General features: G+C 67.9%; 13 protein-coding genes. 6 read left to right on the top strand and 7 right to left on the bottom strand.

The annotated features are described in order from the left end of the window. Positions 1 to 31: 31 nt before the first annotated feature. Genes ACQI46_RS03120 through ACQI46_RS03130 form a run of 3 tightly spaced genes read left to right on the top strand, consistent with a single transcriptional unit; the run spans position 32 to position 3,069 of the window. Positions 32 to 2,107, top strand: a complete 2,076-nt coding sequence (locus ACQI46_RS03120) for a prolyl oligopeptidase family serine peptidase (RefSeq protein WP_427092792.1) — start codon at positions 32 to 34, stop codon at positions 2,105 to 2,107. A gap of 1 nt (position 2,108) precedes the next feature. After that, positions 2,109 to 2,747 carry an LpqN/LpqT family lipoprotein gene (locus ACQI46_RS03125; protein WP_427092460.1) on the top strand — a complete coding sequence of 213 codons (639 nt, stop codon included), beginning with the start codon at positions 2,109 to 2,111 and terminating at the stop codon, positions 2,745 to 2,747. Between the two features lies 1 nt (position 2,748). After that, positions 2,749 to 3,069, top strand: coding sequence for a hypothetical protein (locus ACQI46_RS03130; protein ID WP_427092461.1), 321 nt, complete (start codon positions 2,749 to 2,751; stop codon positions 3,067 to 3,069). 7 nt (positions 3,070 to 3,076) lie between these two features. Here ACQI46_RS03130 and ACQI46_RS03135 read toward each other — a convergent pair whose 3' ends face one another. Both ACQI46_RS03135 and ACQI46_RS03140 read right to left on the bottom strand, forming a co-directional pair. Then, positions 3,077 to 3,751, bottom strand: a complete 675-nt coding sequence (locus tag ACQI46_RS03135; protein ID WP_427092793.1) for a DedA family protein — start codon at positions 3,749 to 3,751, stop codon at positions 3,077 to 3,079. An 86-nt stretch (positions 3,752 to 3,837) separates the two neighbouring features. Continuing rightward, positions 3,838 to 5,028: a cytochrome P450 gene (locus tag ACQI46_RS03140; RefSeq protein ID WP_427092462.1), complete on the bottom strand. Its 1,191-nt coding sequence runs from the start codon at positions 5,026 to 5,028 to the stop codon at positions 3,838 to 3,840. 145 nt (positions 5,029 to 5,173) lie between these two features. Here ACQI46_RS03140 and ACQI46_RS03145 point away from each other — a divergent pair, with 145 nt between their 5' ends. Beyond that, entirely contained in the window at positions 5,174 to 7,807 is a 2,634-nt protein-coding gene (locus tag ACQI46_RS03145) for a LuxR C-terminal-related transcriptional regulator (RefSeq protein ID WP_427092463.1), read from the top strand. A gap of 209 nt (positions 7,808 to 8,016) precedes the next feature. Here the strand turns inward: ACQI46_RS03145 and ACQI46_RS03150 are convergent, their stop codons facing one another. The 4 genes from ACQI46_RS03150 to ACQI46_RS03165 form a co-directional block, all read right to left on the bottom strand. Beyond that, the gene (locus tag ACQI46_RS03150; RefSeq protein WP_427092464.1) at positions 8,017 to 8,913 is read right to left on the bottom strand and encodes a hypothetical protein; all 897 of its coding nucleotides are present in this window, start codon (positions 8,911 to 8,913) and stop codon (positions 8,017 to 8,019) included. 15 nt (positions 8,914 to 8,928) lie between these two features. Continuing rightward, a complete protein-coding gene (locus ACQI46_RS03155; RefSeq protein ID WP_427092465.1) occupies positions 8,929 to 10,458 on the bottom strand; it encodes an aldehyde dehydrogenase family protein in 1,530 nt (509 codons plus the stop codon). A gap of 58 nt (positions 10,459 to 10,516) precedes the next feature. Further along, positions 10,517 to 11,029, bottom strand: a complete 513-nt coding sequence (locus ACQI46_RS03160; RefSeq protein ID WP_427092466.1) for a mycothiol transferase — start codon at positions 11,027 to 11,029, stop codon at positions 10,517 to 10,519. Positions 11,030 to 11,134: 105 nt separating this feature from the next. Further along, positions 11,135 to 11,527 (bottom strand): VOC family protein, encoded by a 393-nt coding sequence (locus ACQI46_RS03165; RefSeq protein ID WP_427092467.1) that lies wholly within the window; start codon positions 11,525 to 11,527, stop codon positions 11,135 to 11,137. Between the two features lie 22 nt (positions 11,528 to 11,549). Between ACQI46_RS03165 and ACQI46_RS03170 the strand changes: the two genes are divergently transcribed. After that, the gene (locus tag ACQI46_RS03170) at positions 11,550 to 13,277 is read left to right on the top strand and encodes an N-acyl-D-amino-acid deacylase family protein (protein WP_427092468.1); all 1,728 of its coding nucleotides are present in this window, start codon (positions 11,550 to 11,552) and stop codon (positions 13,275 to 13,277) included. Between the two features lie 7 nt (positions 13,278 to 13,284). Here ACQI46_RS03170 and ACQI46_RS03175 read toward each other — a convergent pair whose 3' ends face one another. Then, positions 13,285 to 14,103, bottom strand: a complete 819-nt coding sequence (locus ACQI46_RS03175; RefSeq protein WP_427092469.1) for an SDR family NAD(P)-dependent oxidoreductase — start codon at positions 14,101 to 14,103, stop codon at positions 13,285 to 13,287. A 30-nt stretch (positions 14,104 to 14,133) separates the two neighbouring features. Between ACQI46_RS03175 and ACQI46_RS03180 the strand changes: the two genes are divergently transcribed. Further along, complete coding sequence (locus tag ACQI46_RS03180; protein WP_427092470.1) at positions 14,134 to 14,505, top strand: pyridoxamine 5'-phosphate oxidase family protein; 372 nt, start codon at positions 14,134 to 14,136, stop codon at positions 14,503 to 14,505. Positions 14,506 to 14,518: the final 13 nt, after the last annotated feature.

Raw genomic sequence — 14,518 nt, forward strand, 5'->3', positions numbered from 1 at the left:
TTGTGACGATAACGCCGCCGGGGTCTGCTACCTGGGCGGCGCGCCGCCTCGACCGCCGGTTGCCCGGCCCGCGGCGGCGGTGCGCAGAATGGGAGACGTGGCAGACACCGACGACCCGTACCTGTGGCTCGAAGACGTGACCGGTGACGACGCCCTGGCCTGGGTGCGCGCGCACAACGAGCCGACGGTCGCCGAACTCTCCGGCGAGCGTTTCGAGCAGATGCGCGCCGAGGCGCTCGACGTGCTCGACACCGACACGCGGATCCCCTACGTGCGGCGTCGCGGTGACCACCTCTACAACTTCTGGCGCGACGCCCACCATCAGAAGGGCGTCTGGCGACGGACCACCCTGGAGAGCTACCTGCAGGAACAACCGGAGTGGGACGTCATCATCGACGTCGACGCGCTGGCCGCCGCCGACGGCGTGAACTGGGTGTGGGCGGGCGCGCAGGTGATCGAACCGGATTTCTCCCGCGCGCTGGTCAGTCTGTCGCGGGGCGGCTCAGACGCGGCGGTGGTCCGCGAGTTCGACATGGAGTCGCGGCGGTTCGTCGCCGACGGTTTCGAGCTGCCCGAAGCCAAGTCCCAGGTCGCCTGGGCCGACCACGACACGCTGCTGGTCGGCACCGATTTCGGCGAGGGCACGCTGACCGAGTCGGGGTATCCGCGGGAGGTGCGTCGTTGGCGGCGCGGCCGGCCCCTGGCCGACGCGGAGTTGGTGTTCAGCGGCGCGTCGGAAGACGTCATCGTCGCGGCCTCGGTGGACCGCACCGAGGGTTTCGAGCGCACGCTGATCTCCCGCGCCCTGGACTTCTTCAACGACGAGATCTACGAGCTGCGCGACGAGGAGCTCATCCGTATCGACGCTCCCACCGATGCGGGCATCTCGCTGCACCGGGAGTGGTTGCTGATCGAGCTGCGCAGCGATTGGCAGTACGGCCGGGAGTTGTATCGGGCCGGTTCACTGCTGGCGGCACCGTACGAGGAGTTCCTGGCGGGCACCGCCGCGTTGGCGACGGTGTTCGAACCGGACGCGCACACGTGCATGCACCACTACGCCTGGACCCGGGACCGTCTTGTGGTGGTCACGCTGGCTGACGTCGCCAGCCGCGTCGAGATCTACACGCCGGGCTCGTGGACGGCCGAGCCGGTGCGCGGGCTGCCGGAGAACACCAACACCGTCATCGTCGCCGCCGACGAGGAGGGTGACGAGATCTTCCTGGACTCTTCGGGTTTCGACACTCCGTCACGGTTGCTGTACGGCGCGGCCGGTGCGGAGCTGCGTGAAATCAAGCGGGCCCCGTCGTTCTTCGACGCCGCCGACCTGAAGGTCACACAGCACTTCGCCACCTCCGACGACGGCACCGCGGTCCCGTATTTTGTTGTGGGACATCGCTACAAGCAGGGCCCCGGCCCCACTCTGCTGGGCGGTTACGGCGGCTTCGAGGTGGCGCGCACCCCGTCCTACGACGGGGTTCTGGGCCGGTTGTGGTTGTCCCGCGGCGGAACCTACGTGCTGGCCAACATCCGCGGCGGCGGCGAGTACGGACCGACGTGGCACACCCAGGCGATGCGGGAGGGTCGTCATCTGGTGGCCGAGGACTTCGCAGCGGTGGCCAGGGATCTGGTGGACCGCGGCATCACGACCGTCGAGCAATTGGCCGCCCAGGGCGGCAGCAACGGCGGTCTGCTCATGGGCATCATGCTGACGCAATACCCCGAGTTGTTCGGGGCGCTGGTGTGCAGCGTCCCACTGCTGGACATGCGACGGTTCCACCTGTTGCTGGCCGGTGCGTCCTGGGTCGCCGAGTACGGCAATCCCGACGATCCGGACGACTGGGAGTTCATCTCGAAATACTCTCCGTACCAGAACATTTCAGCAGAGTGCCGGTATCCCCCGGTGTTGATCACCACCTCGACGCGCGACGACCGGGTCCACCCCGGCCACGCCCGCAAGATGACCGCGGCGCTGGAAGCGGCGGGGCATCCGGTGCACTATTACGAGAACATCGAAGGCGGACATGCCGGTGCCGCGGACAATCCGCAGACGGCGTTCCGCGCCGCGCTCATCTACGAGTTCCTGCTCCGCACCCTCGACGGGAGTTGACATGTCCACCACTGTGCGTGCTCTGGCAGCCGTCGCGTGTGCGGCGACACTGCTGGTGACGGGATGTGCCCGCGAGATCACCGGCACGCCGGTGCTGGCGGCCGGTCAGACCCCCGGAGCCCTCTCGGACGCGGAATGCACGACCGTCGAGGCGCCGCTGGCCGACATCCCGGCGGTGAGTCCGCGCGAACCGCTGCTGCGCATCCCGATCCCGTCCGGATGGAAGCGCAACTCGATGATGGACAGTAAGGTGATCCGCTTCGCGATCGTCGCCGAGGCGTTGATCTCCAACGGGTTTGCGCCCAACGCCGTCGTCACGCTGGAGCGGGCTCGTGGGGTGGCCGACGCCGACGAGGTGTTCGAACAGAATCGCGCGAACCTGGTGCAGATGATGAACGCCACCGACCTGCAGAGCGAAGACAACACGACCTGCGGGTTCCCGTCGGAGACCACGACGTACACGGCGCCGGCGATGGGGCCCGCCCCCGAGCGGCCGATCATCATGCATGCGGTGGTCGCGCAACAGGGCAACGCCACCTACCTGGCGACGGTGACCATCCAGACGTCCGACGGCGCGAACCCGACGTATCAACGCGACGCCGCGGAGATCGTCGACGGATTCCAACTGCTGCTGCCCTGACATGAACCAGATTTCGAACGTGCTGTTGATCGCCGGTGCCGTGGCACTGGCCCTGGCTGCGATCGTTCCCGGCCGCGCCACCGAACGTCTGCCCGCAATCGAGGTGAAGCGTCGCATCTACTGGTCCGGGAGCGCGCTCGGCGCAGCCCTGCTGTTCGCCGGCGGACTGCCCGACGTGCAGAGCGCGGTCGCGTTCCTCGCCGCGGCCACGATCCTGATGACCGGGTGGGCGTACTTCCGCACGCCGTACATCAAGATCGGCGGACGCGTCTACTCCGCGCACCCCGCGCATCGCGAAACGGATCCACCGACGGGACGTTAGACGCGCGTCACCGCGACTGCTCCTGCAACTTCCGGCGGCGCAGTCGGGTGAACACGAACCGCGCCACGAGCACGCCGATGATGGCGAACACCACGTACTGGAAGATCGCCGAATACGGCTCGACCAGATGCCAACTGGCGCCCAGCCCGTATCCCAGCCCGACGAACACGCTGTTCCAGATCAGGCTGCCCAGTGCGGTGAGCACGGTGAACACCATGAAGTTCATGCGCTCGGTGCCGGCGGGAACGGAGATGAAGCTGCGGAAGAACGGCAGCATCCTGCCGAAGAACACCCCTTTGGTTCCGTGGCGGGCGAACCAGGCCGAAGCTCTGTCGATGTCCTCGGTATCGATCAACGGGATCTTGGTGACCAGCCTGCACATCCGCTCGTGGCCGAGCCGGGCGCCGAGCCAGTAGATCAGCCAGGCGCCGACCACCGATCCGAGCGTGGTCCACAGGATCGCCCCCACCAGGGAGAAGACACCGAGCTGCGCGGCGAAACCCGCCATCGGCAGGATCACTTCGCTCGGCAACGGCGGGAACACGTTCTCCAGGAAGATCGCCAGGCCGGCGCCCGGGCCGCCGAGGCGATCCATCAGATCCACGGTCCAACCGGCGAGGCCGTCGAGTTCGGCAATACGGTCTGTCGACAACGAGCAGCCTTTCCTGTCCACGCCGAACATCGCGACGATGGTTTCGAGCGTAGCCAAGGCTTACCCACTGCCAGGTCACAGGCAACGGGGGGTGGCGCGTACCGCAGGGGCGACGATCAGAATGCCACCGGCAGGGTGCGTGGCCCGCTGAGCCCGGACAGCGGCTTCCACGGCGCCTCACCGTCGCGACGGATGCGCGGCATCCGTCGCGCCATGAGGGCCAGCCCTTCGGCGATCTCGAGGCGGGCCAGGTGGGAACCGAGGCAGTAGTGCATTCCGCCGCCGAACGTCAGCATCGCCGACGCATTGGGCCGCTGGATGTCGAGCCGGTCGGGGTCGGTGAACACGGCCTCGTCCCGGTTGGCCGAGGCCAGGTTCGCCATCACCAGAGCCCCCGCGGGGATGCCGACCCCGGCCAGCTCGACGTCTTCCACCGCCTCGCGCAGCATCGCCACGGCGACCGGCGAATGTCTGATCACTTCATTGGCTGCGTTGTACGCCAGCTCCGGGTGCCGGCCCAGCAGGTCCCACTGGTCGGGGTTGTCACACATCACGTGGACTGCCGCGGCGAGTTGGTTACGTGTGGTGTCCGTCCCGGCGATCAACAGCCCGGCCACGAGCATGCGCAACTCCTCGACGCTCAGACGGTCGGCGTCGTCACCGACACGGATGAGGTCAGAGAGCAGATCGTCGGTGAGGGTCCGGCGGCGGCGGGCGATCATGTCGTCGATGTAGTCGTCGAGTTCCTGCCACGCCTGCAGAATGCGGTCCTCATGCGCCGCGACGTCCCAGGAGAACACCGCGAAGATGTCGTCGGCCCAGGCCGAGAACAGGTGCCAGTCGTCGGGCGGCGCACCGAGCAGTGCGCAGATCACCGGGATCGGGTACTGCCGCGCGATGTCGGCGACGACGTCGCAGTGTCCGCGGGGAAGCTGTCGTTCCACCAGCACGGTCATCACACCGGTCACGGTGTCACGTAGCCGGTCTGTGGCCCGCGGCGTGAACGCGTGGGCCACCAGTCGCCGCAACCGATGGTGTTCCTCGCCGTCGAGACTGATCAGGTTCGTCGCGACGCGGTCCCACAGGGGCCCGGACGTGATGCCCTGGGCCGCGAGGAACATGCCCTGCGGGACCCGGAACCGGCGATCGCGCAACACGCTGCGGACGAGCTCATAGGTCAAGACCTCGGGTCCGTGCGTGCCGGTCGTGATCGCTCCACCGCGCCGCGCCCGGGCGAGAATGCGGTGCAACTCTTGCGGGTCTGTCACGTGGTCGTAGGCCAGCACCGGCGATATCTGCACAGTCATGGGAACCACCCCTCGGATCGACTCCTCGACGTTTGTCGTCCTCTGCTGAGGAAATTCTCGCGCCGCCCCACTCCGATCGACTCAGTACCGCACTACTGCACCGGAACCTCTCGATCTGCGGCGCGCGTGCTTCTAGTCTGGGTGGGTGCGCTTGACGTGGCCGTTGGTCGGTCGCACAGCGGAAACGCGCCGGATCACCGACGCGCTTCTGGACCCGAACTGTGCCGGGCTCGTCGTCAGCGGTGCGGCCGGTGTCGGAAAGAGCCGACTGGTCCGAGAGACTTTCACCGAGCTTGCCACCGCTGGATGGCAAACCTGTTGGGTCGCTGCGACATCTGCCGCTCGGACGCTACCGCTGGGGGCCATGACTCCGTGGGTGCCGTCCACCACAGACGACGGGCGCGAAATGATCAGAAGCGTCGTCGAGAGGATCGGATCCGCACCAGACGGCCGCCCCGCCGTGCTGTGCGTCGACGACGCACCGCTGCTCGACGATCTGTCGACCATCGTTGTGCAGCAGGTTGTTCAGCGTGGCTCGGCGAAGGTGATACTGACACTCCACGAGGACGACCCGGTACCGCCGGCAACGCGTGAACTGTGGAAAATCGCCGACTTCGATCGCTTGCGGCTGCAACCACTCACCGAGGACCACACCGCGTCGTTGATCACGCGCACGCTCCACAGTACAACGGATTACGTTGCTGTGCAACGACTGTGGGAGATGACTCGCGGTAACCCGTTGTACTTGCGCAACATCGTCGATCAGGAAGTGGCCGACGGGAGACTGTGTCTGCGCGACGGCGTGTGGATGTGGGGTGGTGACCCCGTTCTCCCGCCGAACCTGGTCGAGCTCGTGGAGTCGCGCCTCGGAGCGATGTCCGGAGCCGTCGAGGAGGTCATCGATGCGTTGGCGGTCGGTGAACCCCTCGAGTTGCGGGCATTGGTCCGTATCGCCGGGTCCGACGCCGTGGAAGAGGCCGACCGGCGCGGACTGATTTCCTACGACCGGATCCAGCAGGCGCTGGAAGTGCGCCTGGCACATCCTCTTTACGGTGAAGTACGCAAGCAGTGCGCTCCACAGGCCACCCTGCGCCGCCTTCGCGGGATGGTCGCGACCGAACTCGCCGCGTCCGACAAGCGTGATGAGCTCCAGACGGTTGTCCGCCGAGCCAAGCTGAGCATCGACTCGGACCTCGAACCGGGTGCCGAGCTGCTGTTGGAGGCAGCGCGTGGTGCCGCCTGGATGCTCGATCTCTCCTTGGCAGAGGAGCTTTCGAGCGCAGCGATCACGCTGGGCGCCGGTCCGCAAGCACATCTCGTGCGCGCCTTCGTCCTGTCATGGTCGGGTGACGGCGCCGCCGCGGAGTCACTGCTCGCCGAGCTCGAGACGTGTGCCCTGCCTGAGATCGACCATGCGCGGGCAGTACTCCTGCGAGCGGTCAACATGCTGTTCACGCTCGCAGATCCCGAAGGCGCGAAGTCCCTGATCGACCGGACCGCGCCCGCTTCCGCGCCGGTCCGGCGGTGTATCGCGGTGTTTCGGTGCATCTACTGGGCATCGATGGGGCGACCCGCGACGGCCGTTCAGCAGGCCGCGGGCCTGGGGCGCGACGAATCCTCGGACCACTTGCGGAACCGTCTGACCTCCTGGGCGCTGACGGTGGCGCACGGCGAGGCCGGCTGCCCGTCGGAGGCCACCCACGCCGCAGAGATGGGATATCCGGTACCCGTGCGGGGGTTCATCGTGATCGCCGAGGCCCACGCCGATGCGTTGTTGTTGGCAGGGCAGATGGACGAGGCCCGGCGGGTGGTCACCGCCTTACGGCAGCGGGCACTGGCGGCACGGGAGGGACCGTTCGGAGCTGCCGCCGAGGCGGTGTCGGGTCATGTGGAACTCTTTGGCGGACAGGTGGATACGGCGTGCACGCTGCTGACGTCTGCGGTGTCGCGAGTCACCCCGTGGAGCGCTGCGGCAGGGTTCCGCTACCGCTATCTCGTTCTGCTGATGACGGCGCTGGCGATGCGCGGGTCGATCGCCGACGCCATGCGTGTCCACGCCGACCTGACGCGCATCCGGCACCCGGGTTGGCGTCACGTCGACTACGCCTGCGCCATTGCCGATGGTTGGCTGCTCGGAGCGCAGGGATCGGTACGCGAGGCGATCGACACCGTGCGGACAGCCGCTGAGACATGCAGGGGAAACGGACAATACGCCACCGAGGTACTGTGCCTGCAGACCGCGACGCAGTTCGGCGATGCCTCGACTGCCGAAAGGCTGCACGCCCTCGAGTACCTCGTCGAAGGACCCCGGGTGGGGGTCGCCGCGCGGTTCGCTGCGGCGTTGCGTACCGCCGATAGTGACGAATTGGACTGCGTGTCAGTGCAACTGGAGAAGATGGGCGACTTGGTCGGCGCGGTCGACGCAGCTGCGCACGCGGCCTCGTGTTACCGCCGGAGAAACCTCCGTGGATCCGCCCTCCGTTGCTCGGCCCGCGCCGAGGCACTCGCGACACGGTGCGGCGGTGTGCTCACCCCGACCTTCCGTCAATCCGTCGACATGCTGCCGCTGACCGAACGCGAACGTCAGGTTGTGATGCTGCTCGGGGAGTCGCTGTCCAACCGGGACATCGCGGGCCGGCTGACGGTGTCGGTGCGGACCGTGGAAAGCCACGTCTACAAGGCCATGGCAAAGACGGGCGCCACGACCCGCGCCGAGCTCGCCGCGCTGGTCGCCAACCACGATCAGCACCGCGACCGAGATGGCCGCAAAAGCCAGTAATCGACTACTGACACCGGTATCGAACGGTCGGGAGACGATGGTCCCCAGGTTGGGGAAAGGAACGGCGATGACTGTAGTCGGATTTGTGGGCGGACACGCTGCGCACGGCTGGTCTCTTACAGCGCACCAGGTAGCGACGCTGACGCACTGGCGCATTCACCACGATGCGGGGACACGACCCGCGCACATCTATCCCAGGCACTACGTCTTCATCGAAAACGCGTTGATGTCACGGGAGATGACACATCTCTAGCGGTGTATTCGGTGCGTCGGGCCAATCCGCCGATGAGCGCCCCGAGCACCCCGAGCACCACCAATCCGAGCCCGATGATCAGGGTCATGTTGAGCCAGTGGTGCAAGCTGTCGACGGCGGACTCGACCATCACCTCGGCCACCGTGCGGATGTTGCCGGTGGTGCGGTTCAGCGCCGCGTCCAGGTAGCGGTCGGCGATCTCGATACCCGCCCACCCCGCGGCGCCGACCAGTAGCGCCGAAACACCTAGTGCCGTCAGCGCTTTGCCGCGCCGACGGGCCGCCGCCAGCGTGAGCAGCGCGAGGATGCCCGCCACGACCGCGGCCGAGATGCTGATCCACGGACCCCAGCTGGCCAGCCAGCGCAACTTGCCCGGTTGCAGTTCCGGGGAGTCGACGGTGATCGGCACCGTCAGGTGGTCGGGCACCTGCAGGTCGAGGCCGCCCAGCGTCGCGCCGAACGACGGATCGGACAGCATCGGCGCGACGTCGATCAACCACTGGTCGGTCGAGTTGCCGCTGGGCACGGCCCCGGTGAACATCCAGCGGTGCGCGATCCGGTTGGCCTGCGCGAACTGGCCGGGGAAGCCGCTGTTGTGGGTATAGGAGTCGGCCACCTGCGCGACCAGTCGCGGGTTGAGCGTGTACCCGTTGTCGGCTCCGAGTTCCACGGCCTGCACCGTGAGCTCGTCGGCCATGGCCCGCTGCAGGCGCGGGTCCTGCGCGGCCGACGCCGCCAACGCGGCGTAGCCGTCTTCGTCGACGACCGTGGCCTGCGCCCACAACGCAGGCACGGCCGCAGCCAGCGCCACGGTCGTGAGCAGCCACAACAGCAGCGCCGCAAGAAAACGCATCTAGGTTGCGGGCGCCTACTTGGCCATCCGGCGGGGCCGGATCAGCGCGAGCTTGGTCATCATGGTGTTCATCATCTTCAGCGCGCGGTCGGAGTTGTTGTAGTAGTTGCCGCCGGCACCGATGTTGGTGCGGGGGCTGACGACGGTTTCGATCCGACAGTATTTTCGCAGGCCCTCCGGGCCCCCGAAGCGGGCACCGATACCCGAGGTCTTCCAGCCGCCCATCGGGGCTGTGGTGCACATCAGGTTCGAGATCACGTCGTTGACGTTGACGCCGCCGCAATCGAGTTGCAGGGCAACCTGTTGCGCCCGCTCGATGTCCTTGGAGAACACCGCTGCCGACAACCCGTACGGGCTGTCGTTGGCCAGCCGGATCGCCTCCTCGACCGAGGACACCTTCATGATCGGCAGGGTCGGCCCGAACGTCTCCTCGGTCATGCAAGACATCGAATGGTCCACGTCGACCAGAACGGTGGGCTCATAGAAGCTGCCTGAGCCGGTGCCGCGCTTGCCGCCGGTCAGGACGCGCGCGCCTTTGGCCAGCGCGTCGGCGACGTGCCGGTCGGCGACTTCGACCTGCGAGTCGTCGATCAGCGAACCGAAGTGATTGCCTTCCCCGCTGCCCATCTTGAGGTTCTTGACGTCGCGCACCACCGCGTCGACGAACTGGTCGTACACCTGCTCGAGCACGTACACGCGCTCCACGGACACGCAGGTCTGGCCGGCGTTGAACATGGCGCCCCACACCGCGGCGTGGGCGGCGAGCTCGATGTCGGCGTCCTCGAGGACGATCATCGGGTCCTTGCCGCCGAGTTCGAGACTCACCGGGGTGAGCCGGCGCGCCGCCCGCTCCATGACCTTCGCGCCGGTCGCGCTGGACCCGGTGAACTGGATGAAATCGGAGTTGTCGATCACCGCTTCGGACACCGCGCGCGCACCCTGGGCCAACGCCAGCACGTCGGGGGCGCCGGAGTCGAGCCATCCGCGAAGAAGCAGTTCAGCGGTCAACGGCGTGCGTTCCGATGGCTTGAGCAGGACTGCGCAGCCGGCGGCCAGGGCCCCGATCGCATCCATGAGCGCATTGGCCACCGGGTAGTTCCACGGCGCGATGATGCCGACGACCGGGCGGGGCCGGTAGTGCACCGCGATCTTCTTGATCGACATCATCGGCAAGGCCGCGGGACGGGAATCGGGTGCGAGCGCCTTCTCCATGGTGCGGATGTAGTACGAGGTGATCATCAGGATCAGCGGCACCTCCTGGGCGGCGTCGACCGCGGACTTGCCCGTCTCGGCGATGAGCAACTCCTCGATCTCGCTGCGGTGCTCACCGAGCCAGACCGCGTAGCGGGCCAGCACCTTCGCGCGGCCCTTCGGCCCGCGGGCCTCCCACTCCCGTTGCGCGGCACGCAGCCCGGCCGCCAGATGCGGCACGTCGGCGGGGTCGGTCCACTGCACTTCGCCGGCGACGGCGCCGGTCGCGGGGTTCTTGATGGTCCCGGTGCCGGTGAACGGGTCGGGCGTCTGCACGTCGGTCGTCGCGGTCATCACCCCATGCTAACGATCGCTGTGACGTGCGTCTCGCCTGGATTGACACCCGTCAAGATCAGGGTGCGATGCCCCTGAGGTAGGCGGCCTGCCCGAGGTGCTGTGCCGCGTCGTCGATGATGCTGACCAGTCGGGCGCTCGCGGTCACCGGCGGGTTCCAGTTGCGGTCGACGACCCGGGCGAGTTCCTGGGCCGAGACGGATGCGACGTACTGCAGCGACTCGCGGTGCACGGCGTGGTAGTAGCCGGCAAGCAGCTCGGCAGAGGCCCGCACCTTGGCGACCTCCTCGGGGGTGTGGCCGTAGCCGTGCGCGTCGCGTGGTAGGTCCAGTGCGAAGCGGTCCACCCACCCTTCGCGGAACCACACCTGCTCGGTGCCGGCGATGTCGCACAGCTGCGCATCCTGGATCCGCGCACTGTGCCAGACCAGCCAGGCGATCGTGTTGGCCTCCGGCGTCGGTCGGTACAGAGCGACCTCGTCGGTCAACCCGTCGGTCACCTCGTCGACATGCTCGATCAGGCGGGTGAAGAAGTCCCGCAACAGCTCACGGGCGGCATCGGCGTCGGACATCACTCCACGCTACGCGCGAAGCGGCCCGCCGCTTCATCCATTCGGCGGCCCGCCGCTTCATCCATTCGGCGGCCCGCCGCTTCATCCATTCGGCGGCCCGCCGCTTCATCCATTCGGCGGCCCGCCGCCGTGGAACACCGCTTCGACGTTGTTCCCATCCGGATCCCGCACGAACGCGCCGTAGTAGTTCTCGTGGTACTCCGGCCACAGGCGCGGTTCGTGCAACGACTCGACGCCCAGCGACAGCGCCGTCCGGTGGAACGCCTGCACCGACTCGGCGTCCTTGGCCGCGAACGCGACGTGGATCTCGCGGTTCGGACCGGCCACATCCCCGGCCGAGGCGTCGGCGATCCAGAACGCCGGATGCCCGTCGGCGCCGTAGCCGATCGCCACGCCGAAGTCCATCAGCCGGCTGTACCCGAGCACCCCGAGCACCTTGTCGTAGAACGTTTTCGACCTGTCCCAATCGGCACAGTTGATTCCAAAGTGGTCGATCATGGGCTGACCGTACATTCGGGGTATGACATTCGACTTGCTTATTCGCAACGGCACCATCGTCGACGGAGTGGGCAGCGAACCTTTCGTCGGCGATGTGGCGGTGCGCGACGGGGTCATCGTCCAGATCGGCGCCCCGGTGACCGGCGAGGCCGAACGCGTCATCGACGCGACCGGACTGTTGGTCACGCCCGGCTTCGTGGACCTGCACACCCACTACGACGGTCAGGCGATCTGGTCGGATCGCATGACGCCGTCGTCGGCGCACGGCGTGACCACCGCGGTGATGGGCAACTGCGGCGTCGGGTTCGCGCCGTGCCGCCCCGAGGATCACGACGTGCTCGTCGACGTCATGGCCGGGGTCGAGGACATTCCCGGAGTCGTCATGGTCGACGGCCTGCCCTGGCAGTGGGAGACGTTTCCGCAATTCCTCGACGCCCTGGACGGGCGCCGCCGGGACATCGATGTCGCGGCGTTGCTGCCGCACTCACCGCTGCGGGTGTACGTGATGGGTCAGCGCGGGGTGGACCGCGAACCCGCCACCGGCGAAGACCTCGAGCTGATGCGCAAGCTCGCCGAGGAGGCGGTGCAGGCCGGGGCGCTGGGCTTCGCCTCGTCCCGATTCACGTTGCACAAGACCGAAAGCGGCCGGCCGATCCCCAGCTACGACGCCGACCGCGCCGAGATCGAGGCGATCGCACGCGGTGTCGACGACGGCGGCGGCGGGTTGATCCAGTTCGTCCCCGACCTCGTCGCCGGTGACTACGAACCCGTGCTGCGCACCGTGTTCGACGTCGCCGCCGAGGTCGGCCTGCCGGTCACGTTCACCCTGGCGATCGGCAACGCCGGCGAGCCGTTCTTCCTCGACGCGCTGACCATGGTCGAGAAGGCCAACGCGAACGGCGGCGAGATCACCGCCCAGATCTTCCCCCGCCCCATCGGCCTGGTCCTGGGCCTGGAGCTGTCGGGCAACCCGTTCGTGCTGTATCCGAGCTATCGCGAGATCGCCGATCTGCCGTTGGCCGACAAGGTTGCCGAAATGCGTAAACCCGCTGTGCGCGAACGGATCCTGAACGACAAACCCGCGTCGGACGGTCACCCGCTGATGTTCGCCGCGCAGGCGTGGGACTACATGTTCCCGCTCGAGGACCCGCCGAATTACGAACCATCACCGCAGGATTCGATCGGCGCCCGCGCCCGGGCACGCGGAATCGATCCCCTCGAAGAGGCCTACGACCGCCTGCTCGACGACGACGGTCACGCCATGCTGCTGGTCACCCTGGCGAACTTCCGCGACGGCAGCCTGGACACAGTGGCCGAACTGATCCGTCGCGACGACGTGGTGCTGGGCCTCGGAGACGGTGGCGCCCACTACGGGATGATCTGCGACGCAAGCTTTCCCACCTACATGCTGACGCATTGGGTGCGCGACCGCACGGCAGAGAAGCTCACGCTTGAAGACGCGGTGCGGGAGTTGACGTCGGTGCCGGCACGCGTCGCCGGCCTGCACGACCGCGGACGGATCGCCGTGGGCTACAAAGCCGACCTCAACGTCATCGACGCCGACACGATCCGCCTGCACCGGCCGGTCGTCACCTACGACCTGCCCGCCGGCGGGCGCCGACTCGACCAGAAGGCCGACGGTTACGTCGCCACCATCGTGTCCGGGACGGTGATCGCCGAGAACGGCACCCCGACCGACGCCCTTCCGGGCCGGCTGATCCGGGGGCGTCAGCCCGCCCCGGTGCGCTGACCGTCCGTTAGCGACGTGACCGGCGCAGCGCCGGGTGCCGACTGGCCATCAAGGGCAGCAGCACCCGGCGTGGCACGAACTCCAACAGCCGGGCCGGAATCTCGTTCTGCAAGCCGGGGATAACGGCGCCGCGATCGTTCTCGAGCGCGTCGATCCCGACCTTGGCCACGGTGCGCGACGGCATCCACAGGAATTTCGGGAAGGCGGCGGCGAAGGTGCGCTCGTCCATCCCGGCGGTCTGCAGGAACTCGGTGCGCACCGGACCGGGATGCAGCGCGGCCACCGTGACGCCGGTACCGGTCAGCTCGGCGCGCAGGCCGTCGGTGTAGGTCCGCACGAACGCCTTGGTGGCCGCGTAGCCGGATTGGCCCGGGAACGGCTGGAATCCGGCGGTGGACCCGACATTGAGGATCGCTCCGCGTCCGCGCGGCACCATCTGCTGCACGGCACGCGTGGTCAGGTCGATCACGGCTTCGACGTTGACCCGCACCTGCGCGATCTCGGCTTCGGGCGTGGACTCGACCACCGGTCCGATCGTGCCGATCCCGGCATTGTTGACCAGCACCTCGACGGTCAGACCCCGCCCCGCCAACTCGTCGAACAGGCCGGCCCGGGCCCCGGCGTCGCCGACGTCGCAGGCCAGCACCTCGACGCGCACCGCCCCGGACAGTTCGTCGGCCAGGGCGCGCAGGCGGTCCTCACGGCGGGCCACCAACGTCACCCCGTGGCCGCGCGAGACCAGTTCCCGGGCCAGGTCGGCGCCGATACCGGCGGACGCCCCGGTGACGACGGCGGTGGTGGACTCAGACGGTGTCGGCAACGGCATCACCCGAACGTAGCGCCGTAGGCTCGCCCCATGAGCGTGAAGGTGGACATCGACCGACTGGCAGACACCCTCGGCGACTTCTCGTTCGCCTATCTGGTCACCGTGGGCGACGACTACCGCGCCCACACCGTCGCGGTCGATCCGGTGCTGGCCGACGGCCTCCTGCAGATCGCCTCGGTCGGCAACAGCACACGTCGCAACGCGGCCGCGCACCCGGACGTCACGCTGGTGTGGCCGCCGCGCCAGCCCGGCGGCTACACACTGATCGTCGACGGACACGCCAGCGCCGACGACGGCTTGCGCATCCGACCCACCGGCGCGGTGCTGCACCGCAAGCCGGGTCCGGATTCACCACCGTCGGCCACCGGCTGTGGAGACGACTGCGTGCCCCTGGGCGGCTGAGCGTTTCGATCAC

Origin of the sequence: Mycobacterium sp. SMC-4 (assembly GCF_050205565.1) — a bacterium.
In the GTDB taxonomy this organism is placed as follows: Bacteria; Actinomycetota; Actinomycetes; order Mycobacteriales; family Mycobacteriaceae; genus Mycobacterium.

Bases quoted from the DNA above. Each gene is read 5' to 3' on its own strand.
- ACQI46_RS03165 (WP_427092467.1), bottom strand. From the start codon at position 11,527: ATGATCGACCACTTTGGAATCAACTGTGCCGATTGGGACAGGTCGAAA.
- ACQI46_RS03130 (WP_427092461.1), top strand. From the start codon at position 2,749: ATGAACCAGATTTCGAACGTGCTGTTGATCGCCGGTGCCGTGGCACTG.
- ACQI46_RS03125 (WP_427092460.1), top strand. From the start codon at position 2,109: ATGTCCACCACTGTGCGTGCTCTGGCAGCCGTCGCGTGTGCGGCGACA.
- ACQI46_RS03170 (WP_427092468.1), top strand. From the start codon at position 11,550: ATGACATTCGACTTGCTTATTCGCAACGGCACCATCGTCGACGGAGTG.
- ACQI46_RS03155 (WP_427092465.1), bottom strand. From the start codon at position 10,458: ATGACCGCGACGACCGACGTGCAGACGCCCGACCCGTTCACCGGCACC.
- ACQI46_RS03150 (WP_427092464.1), bottom strand. From the start codon at position 8,913: ATGCGTTTTCTTGCGGCGCTGCTGTTGTGGCTGCTCACGACCGTGGCG.
- ACQI46_RS03175 (WP_427092469.1), bottom strand. From the start codon at position 14,103: ATGCCGTTGCCGACACCGTCTGAGTCCACCACCGCCGTCGTCACCGGG.
- ACQI46_RS03180 (WP_427092470.1), top strand. From the start codon at position 14,134: ATGAGCGTGAAGGTGGACATCGACCGACTGGCAGACACCCTCGGCGAC.
- ACQI46_RS03135 (WP_427092793.1), bottom strand. From the start codon at position 3,751: ATGTTCGGCGTGGACAGGAAAGGCTGCTCGTTGTCGACAGACCGTATT.
- ACQI46_RS03160 (WP_427092466.1), bottom strand. From the start codon at position 11,029: ATGTCCGACGCCGATGCCGCCCGTGAGCTGTTGCGGGACTTCTTCACC.
- ACQI46_RS03140 (WP_427092462.1), bottom strand. From the start codon at position 5,028: ATGACTGTGCAGATATCGCCGGTGCTGGCCTACGACCACGTGACAGAC.